This is a genomic window from Microbacterium thalli (assembly GCF_028737325.1).
Classification (GTDB): Bacteria; Actinomycetota; Actinomycetes; order Actinomycetales; family Microbacteriaceae; genus Microbacterium; species Microbacterium thalli.
In genome coordinates, this window is record NZ_JAQZCH010000001.1 from 1228839 (window position 1) to 1245659 (window position 16821).

Sequence of the window (16821 nt, forward strand, 5' to 3'; positions counted from 1 at the left end):
GCCTTCGGGTGGGGCCCCGTTCGTCGTCTCCGGCGCCGTGATGCCCGCCCGCCGGGCCACCGTGCGCGATAACGTCGGGACATGACGCGCGACCTCTGCCACGTCCTCGGCATCGACGTCCCCATCGTGCTGGGCCCGTTCGGCGGCCTGTCGTCGCCCGAGCTCACCGCACTCGTCAGCGAGGCCGGGGGCCTCGGCTCGTTCGGACTGTACGGCTACGACGGCGTGCGCATCCGTGAGACGGCCGCGCAACTGCGGCAGCGGACCACGCGGCCGTTCGCGATGAACATCTGGCTGCCGCTCGGCGACGAGGTCACGCCGAGCGAGATCGACATCGCACCCGTGCGCGCCGCCCTGAGGCCCCTGTACGAAGCGGCCGGCGCTGCCCTGCCCGACGCCCCAGCGCGGTTCGTCCCCCCGCTCGACGAGCAGCTCGCGGCGGTCTGGGATGCCGCGCCCGCGGTGCTCAGCGTCGTCTACGGCGTCCCCGCGCCCGACGTGGTCGCCGAGGCGCACCGCCGCGGCATCCGGGTGATCGGCACGGCGACGTCCGTCGCCGAGGCGGTGGCGCTCGCGGCAGGGGGAGTGGATGCCGTCGTTGCGAGCGGTGCGGAAGCCGCCGGGCACCGGGTCTCGTTCCTCGCGGCACCCGAGCGCTCGCTCGTCGGCACGTTCGCCCTCGTCCCGCAGGCGGTCGACGCCGTCGACGTGCCCGTCATCGCCGCCGGTGGCATCGCGGATCGGCGTGGGGTCGCGGCGGCCTTCGCGCTCGGGGCCGCCGGAGTCCAGGTCGGCACCGCGTTCCTGCGCACGCGGCAGTCGGCTGCCTCGGCGGGGCACCGGCACGCGATCGCCGGCGCGCGCGACACCGGCACGGTGCTGACGCGGGCGATGAGCGGCCGGTTGGCGCGCGGCATCCCGAATCGAGCGGTGCGTGACATCGAGACAGCCGGCGTCATCGCGCCCTTCCCGGCGCAGAACTGGCTCACCGGGGTGTTCCGGGCGGCGGCGGGCGGCGACCCCGAGCTGTCGTCGCTGTGGGCCGGTCAGGCCGCGGCGCTGGCCACACGCGAGGATGCCGCCGACGTATTCGCGGAGCTCGCTGCCGGTATTCCGGGCTGAGCGACCGGGCGCGGGTCAGGCGGTCTCACGCACCTCGAAAGCTGACGCGCCCGTGGGCTCGGTCTCGGTGACGCGGGAGCGGTCGACGCGCGCACCGGGCGGCCCCTGCGTCATCCACGCGAGGACCTCGTCGACGGCAGCATCCGGTCCTTCGAGCACTGCCTCGACCGAGCCGTCGGCGCGATTGCGTACCCAGCCGGAAACGCGCGCGTCCCTAGCTGCGGCGCGCAGCGAGTAGCGGTAGCCGACGCCCTGGACGCGGCCGTCGACGATCACGTGGACGCTTCGCATGAGCCCATCCTGCCTCACGGCCAGACGAGGCTCACCGCGATCGCGATCATCACGACGGCCACGATCGCGTCGAGCACACGCCAGGCGCGCGGCGTCGCGAGCACCCGGCTGAGCAGGCGCGCCCCGAACGCGAGCGAGAAGAACCAGACCACGCTGGCGGTCACCGCCCCGACGGCGAACCAGCCGCGATCGGCGCCGTGGGTGGCGGCGATGCTGCCGAGGAGGAAGACCGTGTCGAGGTAGACGTGCGGGTTGAGCCACGTCAAGGCCAGACACGTCAGCGCCACGCTCACGCGGCGCGCGGATCGACCGCCTGCGGCCGGCGCCCGGGCGTCGAGGACCTCGCCGCTCGGCCGCCACGCCCGGCGCGCGGCGAGCAGGCCGTAGCCGAGGAGGAACGCTGCGCCCGCCCAGCGCACGACGGGCACCAGCCACGGCACGCTCTGCAGGACGAGCCCGAGCCCGGCCACACCGGCCACGATCAGCACAGCGTCCGAGACCGCGCAGATGACCGCGACCAGCAGGACGTGCTCACGGCGGATGCCCTGGCGCAGGACGAACAGGTTCTGCGCGCCGATCGCGACGATGAGCGACAGGCCGAGGCCGAAGCCGGCGAGCGAAGCAGTGAGCATGTCTCGACGGTAGGCACGCCAGCAGGTACAGTCCAGTTCATGATTCTTCATCCCCGTAAGCGCGGCTGAAGATGCGCGTACCTGTCGAACTGGTCGAGACGCTCGTCGCCGCGCTCGACGAGGGCAGTCTGGATGCCGCCGCGCGCCGACTTCACGTGACCCCGTCCGCCGTCAGCCAACGCATCCGCGCGCTGGAACGGATCGCGGGACAGGTGCTCCTCGTGCGGTCGAAGCCGGTACGAGCCACGGAGGCGGCGCACGCGTTCGTCCGGTACGCCCGCCAGCTCGCGCTGCTCGAGCAGGACGCGCTCGCAGACATCGCCCCCTCCGTGGCCACCGTGCCCCTCGCGGTCAACGCCGACTCGCTCGCCACCTGGTTCCTGCCGCCCCTCGCCCGCCTCTCCGCAGCGCACGAGGTGGTCTTCGACCTGCACCGCGACGACCAGGACTTCACCGCCGAACTGCTCGAGAGCGGCACGGTCATGGGCGCGGTGACCTCGCGCGAAGACCCCATCGCCGGATGCGGTGTCAGCACCCTCGGGGCCCTGCGTTACGAAGCCGTCGCGGCTCCCGGGTTCACCCGACGCTGGTTCGCCGCCGGCACGGATGCCGCTGCCCTCGCCGTCGCGCCCGTCGTCGACTTCGACCGCCGCGACGATCTGCAGACCCGCTGGCTGCGCGAGTCGGGCATCGACCCGTCGCTGCCGCCGCGCCACCGGGTGCCGGCATCGCAGGACTTCGCCACCGCGGTGCTGCTCGGCCTGGGCTGGGCCTTGCTGCCCACGCTGCAGTCGGCGCCGCACATCGACGCCGGAGACCTCGTCCGGCTCGGGGGAGCGGATGTCGTCGTGCCGTTGTTCTGGCAGCAGTGGAACCTGCGCTCACCGCTGCTGGATGCCGTCGCCGACGAGGTCGTCGCCGAGGCCCACCGCGTGCTCGAACCGGAAGAGGTCAGGCGTCGCCGATCGTGAGGACGACCTTGCCGCGGGCGTGACCGCGTTCGACCTCTGCGTGCGCAGCCGCGGCGTCGCCGAGATCGTGGACGCTGTCGACGAAGACCTGGATGGCTCCCGAGTCGAGCAGGCGAGCGAGCGTCGCGAGCACCGTGCCGTCGGGGATGACCTTGTACCCCGTGGCGCGGACGCCCGCGGCGGCGGCCGCCTCGGCGTAGCCGGGCCACGCGCCCGTCGGCACCATGACGTAGAGCCCGCCCGGGCGCAGCACGTCGAGGGAGCGCGAGCCGGTGTCGTCGTCGACGTTGCCCACCAGGTCGATGACGACGTCCATCTCACCCACGACGTCCTCGAAGCGTGTCGTGGCGTAGTCGATCGTCACGGCGGCGCCGAGTTCGCGCAGCCACGGCAGATTGCGTTCGGAGCCGGTGGTCGTCACCTGGGCGCCGAAGTACGCGGCCAGCTGCACGGCGAAGTGCCCGACGCCGCCCGAGCCGGCGTGGATCAGCATCCGCTGGCCCTCGTGCGCATGGGCGGTCTCGACGACCAGTCCCCAGGCCGTCAGTGCGGCGAGCGGAACGCCCGCTGCCTCGGCGTGGGAGAGGCTCGTCGGCTTGCGGGCGACCGACATCGAGGGCACGACCGCGTACTCGGCGTAGCTGCCGCCCGAGCGCGGGAACGGCAGCATGCCGAACACCTCGGTGCCGGGCTGCAGCTCGTGGGTCTCGTAGGGGCTCGTGACGACGACGCCGCTGAAGTCGAAGCCGAGCGTGCTCGGCCACTGGTCGATCAGTCCGGCGACGCCGCGTCCGGCGCGTGTCTTGGCATCGATCGGGTTGACCCCGGCGGCCATGATCCGCACGAGCACCTCGCTCAGCGCGGGCTTCGGCACCGCGACGTCGGCGAGGCGCATCACGTCGGGTGCTCCCGGCTCGTCGAAGACGACGGCGCGCATGCTGGCCGGCGGCGGCTCGGGAGCCGCGACCGGGTGGGGGGATGTCGCTGTGCGCAGCGGCCGGAATCTCATCCGTCGCTCCTTCCTCACACCGCCGTCGTCGGCGGCGGTGATGCTCGGTCGACCTCAGTCAATCGTGACATTGTCTCGACCGTGTTACGGAGCGGTCACCGCGGGGAGAAGCTCACTCGGGCGCTTCGGCCGCCGACAGGGCGTGCAGCAGTCGCGTGAGCTCGCGGATGTCGTCGACCTGCCACGACTCGAGGGCCGCGAGCAACGAGTTCTCGCGCGGGGCGCGCACGGCACGCAGCCGCTCGAGCCCGTCGGGCGTCGGCGAGAGCAGGCTCGACCGCCCGTCTGCGGGGTCGGGCGTGCGGCGGACCAGGCCGAGCTCCTCGAGCTCGCGCACCGCCCGGCTGATCTGCCCCTTGTCGGAGTGCAGCGCCTCGGCGAGGGCGGAGAGGGTGCTCTCGCCGCGACGCGCGATGGTCGTGAACACCTTGTACGAGCCCGGCATCAGGCCGGGGCTGAGGCGGTTCGCGTTCTCGGTGAAGAGCCGCCGCACGTGCGTGAAGAGCTCGCCGAACTCCGTCTCGAGCGCGCGGACGGCGGTGGTGCGCTCATCGGTGTCGGGGGAGCCGCCGGCCCCGACGGGGCCCGAGGCGAGGTCGCCCCGGGCGCCGTCGGAGGAAGGCGTGGTCGTCATCCCGATCACCCTATCGAGCCGAGCGGGAGCCGTCGGCCGGCTCGTCGGCCCGAGTGGGGACGGTGCCGGTGGCGGTGAGCGAGTTCATGCCCTCGGTCACGGAGACCGTCGCGAAGTCTGCCTCCGACGCCTGCAGGCGCTCGCTCGTGGTCATCGTGGTGAGCGGCTTGTTCGGCAGGAACACGATCGCCAGCAGGCTGAGCACGGCGAACGGCACTGCGATGAGGAACGACCGCGAGATGCCGGTCGCGTAGATGTCCTCGAACACGACCCGCAGGGCCTCGGGCATCGCCGAGACCTGCGGCAGGGTGCCCGACTGCAGCTGCGCCGCCCAGGTCTGCGCCTGGTCGCCGAGGGAGAGCAGAGCCGCCTGGATGTCGGCGGTGCGGTCGCTCACGAGGGTGGTCACCTGCGATGCCAGGGCGGCGCCCATGACCGAGACGCCGATGGTTCCACCGAGGCTGCGGAAGAAGGTCACGCCGGAGCTCGCGACGCCGATCTCCTCCGGACGCGATGTGTTCTGGACCACCAGCACGAGGTTCTGCATCGTCATGCCGATGCCGGCGCCGAGCATCGCCATGTAGATCGACACGAGTGTGAAGTCGGTGTCGTAGTGGATGGTCGACAGCAGGCTCGCGCCGCCGATCAGCAGAACGGCGCCGACGATGAGGAACGACTTCCAGCGGCCGGTGCGGGTGATGAGCGCGCCGACGCCGATCGACGCCACGAGCAGTCCGGCGATCATCGGGATGGTCATGAGGCCGGCCTCGGTCGGCGTTGCACCGCGCGCGAGCTGCATGTACTGGCTGAGGAAGACCGACGCGCCGAACATGGCGATGCCGGTGGCGATCGACGCGATGACCGACAGCGTGAAGGTCAGGTTGCGGAAGAGCGTCAGGGGCACGAGGGGCTCGCGCACCCTGAGCTCGGTGACGACGAACAGGATGGCGCCGATGACGGCGCCGCCCACCATGAGCAGCGTCTCGATGCTCATCCACTCGAACGAGTCGCCGGCGAGCGTCACCCAGATCAGCAGCAGTGACACCGAGGCGGACAGCAGCACGATGCCGAGGTAGTCGATGCGCGTCTGCTTGCGGGGGTGCGCGGGGATGTGGAGCGTCTGCTGCACCATCACGAGCGCGGCCACGGCGACGGGCAGTGCGACGAAGAAGTTCCAACGCCAACCCCACGCGTCGGTGATGACGCCGCCGAGCAGCGGGCCGCCGATGGTGGCGACGGCCATCACGGCGCCGAAGAGGCCCATGTAACGACCGCGTTCACGCGGGCTGATGATGTCGGCCATGAGCACCTGGCTGAGGGCGGCGAGACCGCCGGCGCCGATGCCCTGAACGGCGCGGAACGCGATGAGCATCTCGGGGGTCTGCGAGAAGCCGGCGGCGGCGGTCGCCAGCACGAAGATGACGATAGCCAGCTGGTACAGGACCTTGCGGTTGGTCAGGTCGGCGAGCTTGCCCCAGATCGGGGTCGAGATCGCCGTCGTCAGCAGGGTCGCCGTGACGACCCAGGTGAAGGCGGTCTGCGTGCCCTCGAGGTCGTGGATGATGACCGGCAGCGACGTCGAGACGACGGTCGAGGCCAGCATCGACACGAACATGCCGAGGAGCAGACCCGACAGGGCCTCGAGCACGCCGCGACGCGACATGGTCTTCCCCTCGTGGTGAGCGGATGCGGAAGCGGACATGGGTCCTCCTGGAATTCAGACGGACGCGGCGGCGCTGGCGCGGGATCGTCGTGGGACGGATTCTTCGATTGCCGATGACGGCGTAACTGGTTGATCTGAGTCAACCGTTGAGATTGGTCAACTATATGGTCAATCGTTGAGCTGCGTCAACTATTCCCGCGGTCGCGCGTCGCCCGTCAGGATGGAGGCATGTTCAGCGTGGAGATGCTTCCCGACGACGACATCGACGCGGCCGTGCGCGGCGATTGGCAGCGGCTCATCGACGCCGGACTGCCGAGCGCGGGGCGGCATCCGTCTGAGACGAATCGACCGCACGTGACCGTCGCCGTGCGCGATGACCTGCCGGATGACGCCGTCAGCCGCCTCACCGCGCTCGGCACGGAGTTACCCGCGGCGTGCCGACTCGGGGGAGCGGTGGTCTTCCCGGCACGCGACCGCTTCGTGCTGGCTCGCCCCATCGTGATGACGGCCGCCTTGATGCGCTTCCACGCGGAGGTCGTCGGCCTCATCGGGGCACCGCCCGAGGACTACGCGGTTACGGCGCAGGACCGCTGGACGCCGCACGTCACGCTCGCGCGCCGGATGACGGCGGAACAGGTCGGGCAGGCACTGGCGGTCGTCGGTGCGGCATCCCTCGACGGACGGTTCTCGGGCCTGCGCCTCTGGGATGCCGAGCAGAAGCTCGTCACCGTGCTGCGGTGACCGTGCCGTCCGGACGGACGATCGGGGTGGTCAGTCCGCGAGGGCGAGCGCGCGGAACGGCTCGCGCGGCGGTGCGGCCGGGACGCGCGGCGCTTCGGCGGCGCGGCGCTGCATCGTGCGGCGGTACAGCTCGTCGATGAGGTCGGTCGCGAGGTTCACGAGCGAGCGGATCTCGCGCTCGTCGCGGTCGACCCATGCGCAGCGCGGCTCGTCGCCGATGGGGACGAAGTCGTCGTGCTGCTCCCACACCACAAGCGTGCGCTCGGCGCCGAGGACGTGTTGCTGCCACCACACCTGACGCAGGTAGGTGCGGGGGATCGAGCGCCAGCTCTTGTTCGTGGTCTTGATCTCGGCCAGGACGACGCGGCCTTCGGAGTCGAGGCCGACGCCGTCGGGCGTGGCGAGGTGCCGCTTCTCGACGACGGCGTGGAAGAGCGCCGACGAGGGCTGGATGCCGTGTGTCGCGGCGACCCAGGCGGCGATCTCCGGCTCGCGGCGGCGACCGTGGTCGGTGTAGGCGTTGCCGGAGAACCCGGAGCCCATGAGCTTGGCGTCGGCGGCGCGAGCGATCGCCTTCGGGCTCGTCAGCGCCGCGACATCCGTCGCCGTGATGCCCCGCGAGCGAGCCCGGATCCACGCCACGCGGTCGCGCGAGTCCGCGACGATGCGAGCGGCGAGTTCGGATGACACGCCCTCGACCTTAACCCGGGTCGACGTCACTCGCGGCGTTGCGCTCGGCGTGCCCCGCCCCTCGCATTGACGCCGAGTGCACGGCATCCCATCGAGTGCACGACATCGGTGCGTGGGTGTCTCGTGCATCCGGCGGCAAGCCGTGCGCTCGGTGGCGCTCAGCGGGGAGGGTGAAGGTTGAGAGCGCTGAGGTGGGCGGCGAGGGTTGCGGGGGAGGTGACGTGACGGGCCTCCCAGCGCACGAGGCGGCGTCCGGTCGTGCCCCGGATCCAGTCTTCGCGGCGCTTCTCGTCGAGGATCACGTGTTCTACGGAGCGTGCGGAACGGAGCTCCGTGTCGAGGTACTTGCCGGCGCCGTCGCACTCGCCCCAGGCGTCGGCGTCGTCGAGGCCGAAGTCGACGCGGTACCAGCCCGCGCCGCGCGGGCCCGCGATCGGCACCTGCAGACGGACCGACCGGAAGCCGAGCTGGTGCAACCGGAACCGGCTCACGCTCTCGAGGGTCGACTCCGACCGGCCGTCGGCGAAGCCCGCGACCCACCGGGCTCGCCTGATCCCGCGCGCCGCCTCCGCTCCGGCGATCCGAGTCGCCATGCCCCTCCGCCAGTCGTCGGGGCCGCGGCCCGTGCGGTCGCACCAGATCCGTTCCGCTCGGTCGGCCATGACGAGCGCGGCTTCGGGCGCCATCGTGCGCGCGACGTCGAAGACCGTCCGGGCGAGGGAGGTGCAGCGGATGCCGTTCACCTCGACGACGTCGTGCGCGTCGAGAGGAGTGCAGTGGCGGAACACATCGGGGCCGCTGGAGATCCGGGCGCCCGGCGCCGTCGTCAGGTGGACGCGCGCCGGTCGGACGCGATAGAGATCGAGACCGTGCAGAACCGCGGCGGACTCATGGGAGACCACCGCGCGGCCCCGCACCTCGCGCGCCACCGCCATCACATGGAGCAGATGTGCGTCCTCGGCGTAGAGCTCGTCGAACGCGGCGCGGTCGACGTACCAGCCGCGTCGCACATGCACCCGGATGCCGTCGTGGACAGAACGGTCGATCGAGCGCTCACTCTCACCCGCCTCGAGCAGGTCCCGTCGGCGGTGCAGGAGTGCCCGTACCTCGTCCGGTCCTCGTCGTCTGCGCATCCCGCCCACCCTCCGCCCGCCCGACTCCCGCCTGCCCCCACCCCTTCGCTTCTGTGAATCACAGCGCGTCGCGCTCACCTGTGCAGAGCTCGCGATCGGCGCCGAGTGAACGAGCACGCGCCGACTGCACGAGAAGGGTGCGTAGCGCTGCCGTGCATTGGGTGGGATGCCGTGCACTCGGTGGACAGTCGAGGGGGATTTGGGGGACGAGGGATATGGGGGTACGCTGGGGCCAAGCCAAAGACCGCTGGTCATTGCTGAGCGCGCAAGCGCACACGTGATCGAAGCTCTGCACTGCAGGGGCCCGCGCAGGTGACACTGAACTTCTCCTTCGGGAACCGAGCTCCGTGCCTCTGCGCCGGAGCTTTTGTCATGTCTGAGCTGGTCGAGGCCGGCGCTCCGCCACCGCGGACCGTCAGGCACACATCAAGGAGTGACCATGGTGCAGAAGGACGCATCGGTCGCCGAGCTCACGAAGTCATTCGAGGACTCGACTGCCGTTCTGCTGACCGAGTACCGCGGTCTGACGGTGGCCCAGCTCAAGCAGCTGCGCAACAACATCCGTCAGGACGCGAACTACGCCGTGGTGAAGAACACGCTGACCAAGATCGCTGCGAACAACGCGGGGATCACGTCGCTCGACGAGGACCTCAAGGGCCCCTCGGCTGTGGCGTTCGTGCACGGCGACTTCGTCGCCACTGCCAAGGCTCTGCGTGACTTCGCCAAGGCCAACCCGCTCCTCGTCATCAAGGGCGGCATCTTCGAGGGCAACGCCCTCACCGCCGACGAGGTCGACAAGTACGCCTCGCTCGAGAGCCGCGAGGTTCTGCTGGCCAAGGCCGCGGGCATGATGAAGGCGACGATGGGCAAGGCTGCCGCCACCATCGACGCGCTTCGCGAAAAGCTGGAGACCGCCGACGCCGCGTGAGCGACAGGCGAGCTCTTACACCAACCCCATCTATCTAGGAGATACATCATGGCGAAGCTTTCCACCGAGGAGCTGCTTGAGCAGTTCGCCGGCCTGACCCTCGTCGAGCTCAGCGACTTCGTGAAGGCGTTCGAGGAGAAGTTCGACGTCACCGCTGCTGCCCCCGTCGCCGTTGCCGGCGCTGCTGGTGGCGCTGGTGCCGCTGAGGCCGAGGAGGAGAAGGACTCGTTCGACGTCATCCTCGAGGCTGCCGGCGACAAGAAGATCCAGGTCATCAAGACGGTCCGCGAGCTCACCTCGCTGGGCCTCGGCGAGGCCAAGGCTGTCGTCGACGGTGCTCCCAAGGCCGTCCTCGAGGGCGCGAACAAGGAGACCGCCGAGAAGGCGAAGGCCGCTCTCGAAGAGGCCGGCGCGACGGTCACCCTCAAGTAATTCCCCGCTCTCACTCGAGAGCAGCACGATGGCCCCGGATGCAGCATCCGGGGCCATCGTCGTATCCGGCGTCAGTTCCGACGCGAGAGCGGGGAGTCGCGCACCGCGACGGAGCTGTGTCCGGTCACGCTCGCCGTCGTCCCGCGAACGACCATCCGCGGCTTGACGCGCAGGGTCACCGTGTCGGCATCGGGGTCGTCGATGTGACGGAGGAGGAGCTCGACGGCAGCCCGACCCTGCTCATGCGGAACCTGCCGCAGCGTCGTCAGAGCGAACATCTCGGCGTTGACGTGGTCGTCGATGCCCACGACGCTCAGCGACGAGGGCACCAGGATGCCGAGACGTCGGGCCGCGATGATCGCCCCGATCGCGACCTCGTCGCACGCGGCCACGATTCCGGTCGGTCGTGCGGACGCGTCGCTGAGCAGGTCGACGGCCGCGGCGTACCCGGCCGGCATCGACAGCTCCGCGGGCACGCGCAAGATCTCGGTGGCGAGGCCGGCCCGCCGCATCTCGGATTCATAGCCCGCGTAACGCTCGGATTCCACGTGCGGCCAGCGCGTCTCGTCGGTGCCGCCGAGGAAGGCGATGCGTCGATGGCCGAGCTCGACGAGGTGGGCCGTCGCCAGGGCAGTCGCGTGAGCGTCGTCGAGAGTGACGACGCTCGTGGCCCCTTCGGTGCCGATCACGCTGACGACGGGCTTGCCCAGGGCCAGCAGGGCATCGAGCTCGCTCTCGGCTGGTTCGAGTCCGACAGCGATGACGCCGTCGAAGCGCCGGCGGGCCAGATAGTCCTCGAACACGCGGCGGCGTGTGCTCGTGCCCGGGCGTGCGTCGTACAGCGTGAGGTCGAGGCCGTGCTCGAGCAGCGCGGCCTGGATGCCCTCGAGCACCTCGCCGAAGAACCACCGGCTGACGTGCGGCATGACGACGCCGATCGTCTGGGTGCGCCCGGTCGCCAGGCTCATCGCGGAGGAGTGCGCGACGTACGACAGCTCGCGAGCGGCAGCGGCCACGCGCTCCCGGGTCTCGTCGGAGACATAACCGCGGCCGGTCAGGGCCCGACTCGCCGTCGCTTTCGACACCCCGGCGCGGGTGGCGACGTCGGCGATGGTGCTCATGGGACCTCCTCGTCCACTCGGGGAAGACCTGCCGGGTTCTCCACGGGAAGCGTAGCGTTTTCGGCGGCATCCAGGAACCGGTTCCACGTCGATTTCGTGTGAGCGCTCCCACGGGAGCGCTCAGACCTCACCGGATGGTTGTCATCTCGTGATAATCCAGCGGTTGTGTCCGTCTCTCGCGGCCAGTAGGTTGTCCTGGAATCGGTTCCCCAATGGATGCGGACAAGGCTCCTCTGGGTGGACGATGATCCCGATAGAGGAGAAGTACATGGCATTGTCACAGCGATACCGCCTTCTTGCCCCCGTCGCTCTGATGGGCGCGGCAGCACTGGTGCTGGCCGGATGCGCCGAAGGCGGCGCCGAAGGCGAAGGCGGCGGCGAGGGGAAGACGACCGTCCGCATCTCGGGCGGCATCACCGGCGGTGAGGCCGACGCGCTGAACGAATCGTTCGCTCAGTTCACGGAAGACACCGGCATCGCCGTCGAGTACACCGGCGACAAGGCGTTCGAGGGCAACATCGTCACCAAGGTGACCGGTGGCGACGCCCCCGACATCGCCATCGTCCCGCAGCCCGGTCTGCTCAAGACGCTCGTCGAGACCGGCAAGGTGCTGCCCGCACCGGAGGCCGTCGAGACCGCCGTCGACGAGAACTGGTCGCCCGACTGGAAGCAGTACGGCACCTTCGACGACACCTTCTACGCGGCTCCGATGCTCGCGAACCTGAAGGGGTACGTCTGGTACTCGCCGAAGCAGTTCGCGGAGTGGGGTGTCGAGGTCCCCAAGACGTGGGACGAGATGATCTCCCTCACCGACACCATCGTTCAGACGACCGGCGGCCCCGCCTGGTGCGCGGGCTTCGCGTCCGACGCCGCGTCGGGCTGGCCGGGCACCGACTGGATCGAGGACCTCGTCCTGCGCCAGTCCGGCCCCGAGGTCTACGACCAGTGGGTTGCCGGCGAGGTGAAGTTCACCGACCCCGAGATCAAGGAAGCGTTCGACGCCGTCGGCGAGATCCTGCTGAACCCGGAGTACGTCAACGCCGGCTACGGCGACGTCAAGAGCATCAACGCGACGGCGTTCGGTGACGTGGCTGCGGCCGTGGCGAGCGGCGACTGCGCCCTGACCCACCAGGCATCGTTCCTGTCGGCGAACTTCCTCGACGTCCAGACCGCCGAGGGTGAGACTCCCGTGGTCGCACCCGACGGTGACGTCTACGCGTTCCTGACCCCCGGCTACACCGAGGGCGAGCTCCAGATCGAGGGCGGCGGCGAGTTCGTCGCGGCGTTCTCGGACGACGAGTCGACGCAGCAGGTGCTCGAGTTCATGGCCTCGCCCGAGTTCGCCGACGCACGCGTCGAGCTGGGTGGCGTCATCTCGGCCAACAAGAACGCCGACCCCTCCCTCGCCTCGAGCGAGTTCCTGCAGGAAGCCATGACGACGCTGCAGGACGAGACCACCGTCTTCCGCTTCGACGCATCCGACCTGATGCCGTCCACGGTGGGCCAGGGATCGTTCTGGAAGGGCATGGTCGACTGGATCGACGGCAAGGACACCGAGACGGTCCTGTCCGACATCCAGGCCGGTTACGAGAACTGATCGTCGCCTGACGATCGGTTGAGCCGAGCGGGGTCGGGCTGTACAAGCCCGGCCCCGCTCCTCCCGTCCGTACTGCTCGGGTACGCCGCTGTACTCAGAAGGGGATCCACATGTCGCAGACGACAGTCGACAGGCCCGTCGACCACGAAACTCCCACCACCGTCCATGCCGCGGACCCGAAAGGCCGATCGATCACCCGGATCGTCGTCGCCGCCGGGTTCGCCCTGATCGCCGCCATCCTGCTGCTGCTGATCTTCACCGGATCCAGCGAGGAGTCGTCGCGCATCACGATCGGCTTCTCGCTCAACAGCTTCTTCCTGTGGCTCGGCGCGATGAACCCGCTCGTCCAGATCCCGGTCATCCTCGCGGTGTTCGGGCTCGTTGTCGGCATCATCCTCGTCCTGATCGAGTACGCGCCGCGCCCGGGCCGCGGGTACTTCATCATGCGGCTGGTCGCCTGCCTCGTGATCCCCGTGCTCGCGTTCCTGCTGCTGCGCCCCTACGCCAACGCCGTCCTGTACGTCGTCGCGATCGCGCTGCTCGTGGGCGCGCTGCTCTTCTTTGCCGACTTCCGTTCGCGGCAGGGCGCGGGATACCTGTTCCAGCTAATCCTGTTCATGGCACCCGCCAGCATCATGCTCGCGCTCGGACTCATCTACCCGGCCATCGCCACGATCTTCAAGTCGTTCTACGACAAGTCGGGTCAGGAGTTCGTCGGCCTCGAGAACTACTTCTGGGTCTTCACGAACCCGACCGGCACGGCCTCGGTCGTCAACACGATCCTGTGGGCGGTGCTCGCACCCACGATCTCGGTCGCCATCGGACTGGCGTACGCCGTGTTCATCGACCGGGCACGCGGCGAGAAGGTGCTGAAGGTCCTGGTCTTCATGCCGGTCGCGATCTCGTTCGTGGGCGCCGGCATCATCTGGAAGTTCATGTACGACGCCCGACAGGGCGAGCAGGTCGGTCTGCTCAACGCGATCGTCACCGCGTTCGGCGGCGACCCCGTGCAGTGGCTCGCGATCAAGCCGGTCATCAACACCCTCATGCTCCTGGTGGTCTTCATCTGGACGCAGACGGGCTTCGCCATGGTGATCCTCTCGGCCGCCATCAAGGCCGTTCCGACCGAGCAGCTCGAAGCGGCTCAGCTCGACGGTACGAACGCCTGGCAGCGCTTCCGCAACGTCACGGTGCCCGGCATCCGGTCGTCGCTCATCGTCGTCCTCACGACCATCACGATCGCGTCGCTGAAGGTGTACGACATCGTCGCCGTCATGACGGGCGGTCGTGATGAGACGACCGTGCTCGGTTTCGAGATGGTCAACCAGCAGCAGCGGTTCCAGAGCTACGGCCACTCGTCCGCGCTCGCCGTGGTGCTGTTCCTGTTCGTCCTGCCGCTGATCATCTACAACGCCCGATCGCTGGCCAAGCAGAGGGAGATCCGCTGATGACCGTTGCAGCCCCGGCCGCGCCCGTCGACACCCGCACCAAGCGCCAGGTGGCGCGCGACACCCGCCGCAACGAGGCGATCGCCCACAAGAAGCTGACGTCGAAGGGCGCGACCATCGCGGCCGTCATCATCGCCATCTTCTGGACGATCCCGACCTTCGGCCTGTTCGTGACGTCCTTCCGTCCCGGTGCGGACACCCAGTCGACGGGTTGGTGGACCGTCTTCACCAACCCGAAGTTCACCCTCGACAACTACGCCGAAGCGTTCACCGCGGGCGGCACGTCGACGACCCTCGCCTCGGCGTTCGTCAATTCGCTCGCGATCACGATCCCCGCGACGGTCTTCCCGATCGTCATGGCGGCGCTGGCTGCCTACGCGTTCGCCTGGATCGACTTCAAGGGACGCAGCGCGCTGTTCATCTTCGTGTTCGCGCTCCAGATCGTGCCGCTGCAGATGGCCCTCGTGCCGCTGCTGAGCCTCTTCTCGGAGGGCCTGACGCTCGGCGATGTCCCGATCTTCCCCGGGTTCGGCCTGAACGAGGTGCAGTACAGCTTCGCTCGCGTGTGGATCGCGCACGCGATCTTCGCGCTGCCGCTGGCGACGTTCATGCTGCACAACTTCATCGCCGAGATCCCGGGTGAGATCATCGAGGCCGCGCGCGTGGACGGCGCCGGACACGGCCAGGTGTTCTTCCGGATCATCATCCCGCTCGCGGCGCCCGCGATCGCGTCGTTCGGCATCTTCCAGTTCCTCTGGGTCTGGAACGACCTGCTCGTGGCGACGATCTTCGCCTCGCCGGGAGCGCTGCCGATCACGCAGGCGCTGAACTCGCTGTCGGGCACGTGGGGCAACCGCTGGTTCCTGCAGTCGGCGGGAACCTTCATCTCGATCATCGTGCCGTTGATCGTGTTCTTCGCGCTGCAGCGCTTCTTCGTCCGCGGCCTGCTGGCGGGCGCGACCAAGGGCTGAACCCGAGGAACGGATGCCGCTGGGGTGCGGGGGCTGTCAGCCTCCGCACCCCAGTCGCGTCTGGACCGAGCGCATGAGGTCGATCTCGGCGCTCTGGGTCTGGACGATGCCGCCCGCGACCTGGACGGCACGCGGGTCGCTGCCGAGATCGACGAGAGCCTCGGCCATCGGGACCGCGCCCTCGTGGTGGCGGATCATGAGCTCGAGGAAGAGGCAGTCCGCCGCCGTGCCGGTCGCGGCGTCGAGCTCGGCGAGCTGAGCGGGCGTGGCCATCCCCATCTCGGTGGTCAGCTCGTCGTCGGACAGCGGCTGGGCCGCGGTGCCGTGCGCGTGCTCCGGGACGCTCTGCATCCACTGCATGAGGGGCGCCGACGAACGCTGCGGGAGCCCCCACCGCACGAGCCAGTCGTAGAACTCGCCGCGTTGACCCGCCTGGGCCGTCGCGATGTCGAACGAGAGGGTGCGGATGCCCTCATCGTCCGTCTTGCGATAGATGGTCATCGCCATCTCGATCGCCTGGGTGTGATGCACCTGCATGTCGCGGGCGAAACCCGCCTCGGGCGACGACTCGCCCGGCACCGGGGCGGACGTGCCGAAGGCCGTGAACCGACCCACCGCGAACGCCGCGCCGGCGACGGCCAGCACGATCAGCAGGACGCCCCACCAGCGCAGGCCGGCGGGCGAGCGGTCCGTCACGCCTTGCCGGGCCCGTCGAGCGCGCCGGAGCAGATGGCGTTGGGCTCGGGAGCGTTCTGGCTGCGCCAGTACTCCGTGAAGAACTCCTCGATGCGCTCGTCGTCGGCCGAGTCGACCTTCAGCTGCGCGTTCCAGGCGCTGACGGCGATGGGGGTGTCCATGCCGGGGTACGGCGAGAGCAGCGCGTACGTGCTGGGCATGTAGCCCTGCAGCTTCTCGACCTCGGCCTCCGAGACGACCTCGGGGTCGTACGTGATCCAGATCGCGCCGTGCTCGAGCGAGTGCACCGCGTTCTCGTTCGCCTGCGGCTCGGTGTAGACGCCGCAGTTGAGCCAGATGGGGTTGTGCTCGCCACCGGCGGGCGGGGTCTGCTCGTACGTGACCGCGCCCTCGACGTGGGTGGTCACGTGCTCGAAGGTCTCGACGCCGTCGATCTCTCGTCCGGTGCTGTTGCCGGCCTCGTACGTCACCGGCTTCGGGGCGAAGATGACGGATGCCGCGATGAGGCCGATGATCGCGATGGCAGCGGTCGAGCCGACCACCCACCACACGAGCTTGCTGCGACGACGCTGAGCGAGCTGCTTCTGGTAGTCGGCGAGCTTGGCCTGCTTCTGCTGCTCGCGCTGCTGCTTGACGGTCAGGTTGATCTTGGCCTGGGCGGCAGGATTGCCGCTCGTACGCTTGTCGGCGGACGGAGTCATGCTGTGACCTCGGTTCGGGGGCAAGGGGGAGCGCGGGGCAG

At 69.5% G+C, this 16821-nt stretch carries 18 protein-coding genes; 8 read left to right on the top strand and 10 right to left on the bottom strand.

Going from position 1 to position 16821, the window contains the following annotated elements; genetic code table 11:
- Nucleotides 1-81 precede the first annotated feature (81 nt).
- Entirely contained in the window at nt 82-1122 is a 1041-nt protein-coding gene (locus PUW82_RS06005) for an NAD(P)H-dependent flavin oxidoreductase (RefSeq protein WP_274221377.1), read from the top strand.
- A 15-nt stretch (nt 1123-1137) separates the two neighbouring features.
- Here the strand turns inward: PUW82_RS06005 and PUW82_RS06010 are convergent, their stop codons facing one another.
- Both PUW82_RS06010 and PUW82_RS06015 read right to left on the bottom strand, forming a co-directional pair.
- Nucleotides 1138-1413 carry an acylphosphatase gene (locus tag PUW82_RS06010; protein ID WP_274221378.1) on the bottom strand — a complete coding sequence of 92 codons (276 nt, stop codon included), beginning with the start codon at nt 1411-1413 and terminating at the stop codon, nt 1138-1140.
- A 14-nt stretch (nt 1414-1427) separates the two neighbouring features.
- Complete coding sequence (locus tag PUW82_RS06015) at nt 1428-2045, bottom strand: LysE/ArgO family amino acid transporter (RefSeq protein WP_274221379.1); 618 nt, start codon at nt 2043-2045, stop codon at nt 1428-1430.
- Nucleotides 2046-2116: 71 nt separating this feature from the next.
- Here PUW82_RS06015 and PUW82_RS06020 point away from each other — a divergent pair, with 71 nt between their 5' ends.
- Nucleotides 2117-3016, top strand: coding sequence for a LysR family transcriptional regulator ArgP (locus tag PUW82_RS06020; RefSeq protein WP_274221380.1), 900 nt, complete (start codon nt 2117-2119; stop codon nt 3014-3016).
- On the opposite strand, the gene PUW82_RS06025 is transcribed toward PUW82_RS06020, so the two are convergent.
- From PUW82_RS06025 to PUW82_RS06035, 3 genes are all read right to left on the bottom strand, one after another.
- Nucleotides 2997-4025, bottom strand: a complete 1029-nt coding sequence (locus tag PUW82_RS06025) for an NADP-dependent oxidoreductase (protein ID WP_274221381.1) — start codon at nt 4023-4025, stop codon at nt 2997-2999. The two genes, PUW82_RS06020 and PUW82_RS06025, sit on opposite strands and share 20 nt — an antisense overlap.
- A 112-nt stretch (nt 4026-4137) precedes the next feature.
- Nucleotides 4138-4659 (bottom strand): MarR family winged helix-turn-helix transcriptional regulator, encoded by a 522-nt coding sequence (locus PUW82_RS06030; RefSeq protein ID WP_274221382.1) that lies wholly within the window; start codon nt 4657-4659, stop codon nt 4138-4140.
- A 10-nt stretch (nt 4660-4669) separates the two neighbouring features.
- On the bottom strand, nt 4670-6361 hold the full coding sequence (locus tag PUW82_RS06035) for an MDR family MFS transporter (protein WP_274221383.1): 1692 nt from the start codon (nt 6359-6361) through the stop codon (nt 4670-4672).
- A gap of 189 nt (nt 6362-6550) precedes the next feature.
- On the opposite strand from PUW82_RS06035, the gene PUW82_RS06040 reads away from it, so the two are divergent.
- Entirely contained in the window at nt 6551-7063 is a 513-nt protein-coding gene (locus PUW82_RS06040; RefSeq protein ID WP_274221384.1) for a 2'-5' RNA ligase family protein, read from the top strand.
- Nucleotides 7064-7093: 30 nt separating this feature from the next.
- Here the strand turns inward: PUW82_RS06040 and PUW82_RS06045 are convergent, their stop codons facing one another.
- Nucleotides 7094-7753, bottom strand: coding sequence for a YqaJ viral recombinase family protein (locus tag PUW82_RS06045; RefSeq protein WP_274221385.1), 660 nt, complete (start codon nt 7751-7753; stop codon nt 7094-7096).
- A gap of 158 nt (nt 7754-7911) precedes the next feature.
- Nucleotides 7912-8886 (bottom strand): hypothetical protein, encoded by a 975-nt coding sequence (locus PUW82_RS06050; protein ID WP_274221386.1) that lies wholly within the window; start codon nt 8884-8886, stop codon nt 7912-7914.
- A 439-nt stretch (nt 8887-9325) separates the two neighbouring features.
- Here PUW82_RS06050 and rplJ point away from each other — a divergent pair, with 439 nt between their 5' ends.
- Nucleotides 9326-9814: a 50S ribosomal protein L10 gene (gene rplJ, locus PUW82_RS06055; protein ID WP_274221387.1), complete on the top strand. Its 489-nt coding sequence runs from the start codon at nt 9326-9328 to the stop codon at nt 9812-9814.
- A gap of 48 nt (nt 9815-9862) precedes the next feature.
- The gene (gene rplL / locus PUW82_RS06060; protein ID WP_094262145.1) at nt 9863-10246 is read left to right on the top strand and encodes a 50S ribosomal protein L7/L12; all 384 of its coding nucleotides are present in this window, start codon (nt 9863-9865) and stop codon (nt 10244-10246) included.
- A 71-nt stretch (nt 10247-10317) separates the two neighbouring features.
- Here rplL and PUW82_RS06065 read toward each other — a convergent pair whose 3' ends face one another.
- The gene (locus tag PUW82_RS06065) at nt 10318-11367 is read right to left on the bottom strand and encodes a LacI family DNA-binding transcriptional regulator (RefSeq protein WP_274221388.1); all 1050 of its coding nucleotides are present in this window, start codon (nt 11365-11367) and stop codon (nt 10318-10320) included.
- A 268-nt stretch (nt 11368-11635) separates the two neighbouring features.
- Here PUW82_RS06065 and PUW82_RS06070 point away from each other — a divergent pair, with 268 nt between their 5' ends.
- The 3 genes from PUW82_RS06070 to PUW82_RS06080 all read left to right on the top strand — a co-directional run bounded on the left by PUW82_RS06070 (nt 11636) and on the right by PUW82_RS06080 (nt 15383).
- Nucleotides 11636-12964, top strand: coding sequence for an ABC transporter substrate-binding protein (locus tag PUW82_RS06070; RefSeq protein WP_274221389.1), 1329 nt, complete (start codon nt 11636-11638; stop codon nt 12962-12964).
- 110 nt (nt 12965-13074) lie between these two features.
- Nucleotides 13075-14412 (top strand): carbohydrate ABC transporter permease, encoded by a 1338-nt coding sequence (locus PUW82_RS06075; protein WP_274221390.1) that lies wholly within the window; start codon nt 13075-13077, stop codon nt 14410-14412.
- On the top strand, nt 14412-15383 hold the full coding sequence (locus tag PUW82_RS06080; protein WP_274221391.1) for a carbohydrate ABC transporter permease: 972 nt from the start codon (nt 14412-14414) through the stop codon (nt 15381-15383). The genes PUW82_RS06075 and PUW82_RS06080 overlap by 1 nt, the downstream gene beginning before the upstream one ends.
- 36 nt (nt 15384-15419) lie before the next feature.
- Here PUW82_RS06080 and PUW82_RS06085 read toward each other — a convergent pair whose 3' ends face one another.
- Entirely contained in the window at nt 15420-16079 is a 660-nt protein-coding gene (locus tag PUW82_RS06085; RefSeq protein ID WP_274221392.1) for a DUF305 domain-containing protein, read from the bottom strand.
- Nucleotides 16076-16780 (bottom strand): thioredoxin-like domain-containing protein, encoded by a 705-nt coding sequence (locus tag PUW82_RS06090; RefSeq protein ID WP_274221393.1) that lies wholly within the window; start codon nt 16778-16780, stop codon nt 16076-16078. The genes PUW82_RS06085 and PUW82_RS06090 overlap by 4 nt, the downstream gene beginning before the upstream one ends.
- Between the last annotated feature and the right edge of the window lie 41 nt (nt 16781-16821).

Excerpts from the sequence above, each read along its gene's own strand:
- PUW82_RS06005 (WP_274221377.1), top strand. The coding sequence starts at position 82 with ATGACGCGCGACCTCTGCCACGTCCTCGGCATCGACGTCCCCATCGTG.
- PUW82_RS06010 (WP_274221378.1), bottom strand. The coding sequence starts at position 1,413 with ATGCGAAGCGTCCACGTGATCGTCGACGGCCGCGTCCAGGGCGTCGGC.
- PUW82_RS06015 (WP_274221379.1), bottom strand. The coding sequence starts at position 2,045 with ATGCTCACTGCTTCGCTCGCCGGCTTCGGCCTCGGCCTGTCGCTCATC.
- PUW82_RS06020 (WP_274221380.1), top strand. The coding sequence starts at position 2,117 with ATGCGCGTACCTGTCGAACTGGTCGAGACGCTCGTCGCCGCGCTCGAC.
- PUW82_RS06025 (WP_274221381.1), bottom strand. The coding sequence starts at position 4,025 with ATGAGATTCCGGCCGCTGCGCACAGCGACATCCCCCCACCCGGTCGCG.
- PUW82_RS06030 (WP_274221382.1), bottom strand. The coding sequence starts at position 4,659 with ATGACGACCACGCCTTCCTCCGACGGCGCCCGGGGCGACCTCGCCTCG.
- PUW82_RS06035 (WP_274221383.1), bottom strand. The coding sequence starts at position 6,361 with ATGTCCGCTTCCGCATCCGCTCACCACGAGGGGAAGACCATGTCGCGT.
- PUW82_RS06040 (WP_274221384.1), top strand. The coding sequence starts at position 6,551 with ATGTTCAGCGTGGAGATGCTTCCCGACGACGACATCGACGCGGCCGTG.
- PUW82_RS06050 (WP_274221386.1), bottom strand. The coding sequence starts at position 8,886 with ATGCGCAGACGACGAGGACCGGACGAGGTACGGGCACTCCTGCACCGC.
- rplJ (WP_274221387.1), top strand. The coding sequence starts at position 9,326 with ATGGTGCAGAAGGACGCATCGGTCGCCGAGCTCACGAAGTCATTCGAG.
- rplL (WP_094262145.1), top strand. The coding sequence starts at position 9,863 with ATGGCGAAGCTTTCCACCGAGGAGCTGCTTGAGCAGTTCGCCGGCCTG.
- PUW82_RS06065 (WP_274221388.1), bottom strand. The coding sequence starts at position 11,367 with ATGAGCACCATCGCCGACGTCGCCACCCGCGCCGGGGTGTCGAAAGCG.
- PUW82_RS06070 (WP_274221389.1), top strand. The coding sequence starts at position 11,636 with ATGGCATTGTCACAGCGATACCGCCTTCTTGCCCCCGTCGCTCTGATG.
- PUW82_RS06075 (WP_274221390.1), top strand. The coding sequence starts at position 13,075 with ATGTCGCAGACGACAGTCGACAGGCCCGTCGACCACGAAACTCCCACC.
- PUW82_RS06080 (WP_274221391.1), top strand. The coding sequence starts at position 14,412 with ATGACCGTTGCAGCCCCGGCCGCGCCCGTCGACACCCGCACCAAGCGC.
- PUW82_RS06090 (WP_274221393.1), bottom strand. The coding sequence starts at position 16,780 with ATGACTCCGTCCGCCGACAAGCGTACGAGCGGCAATCCTGCCGCCCAG.